Consider the following 389-nt stretch of genomic DNA (forward strand, 5'->3'; position numbering starts at 1 on the left):
CTCTGGTGTTGAAGCGGCAATTGACCTTGCGGGTATTGTTGAGCATGTCACTTTAGTTGAGTTTGATACTAAGCTGCGTGCTGACCAAGTACTTCAAGATAAATTGAACAGCTTACCTAACACGACTGTCATCAAAAATGCGTTGTCTACAGAAGTTGTGGGTGATGGCAAACAAGTCACTGCACTGAAATACAAAGACCGTGCGACGGATGAAGAACACACTGTCGAATTGGCGGGGATCTTCGTACAAATCGGTTTGTTACCCAACACGGATTTCTTAAAAGAAACCCAAGTTGAATTAACCAACCGTGGTGAGATTGTGATTAACGATCGCAACGAAACCAATGTAAAAGGTGTATTTGCTGCGGGTGACTGTACAACAGTACCTT

At 43.4% G+C, this 389-nt stretch carries 1 protein-coding gene; it reads left to right on the forward strand.

All coding sequences use genetic code 11. From position 1 onward, the window contains the following. Positions 1-389: FAD-dependent oxidoreductase (locus tag AC1M9B_RS14400; protein WP_481609340.1), on the forward strand; the 389-nt coding region annotated here is incomplete at both ends.

The sequence above is a fragment of the Acinetobacter sp. ANC_7513 genome (assembly GCF_056779915.1).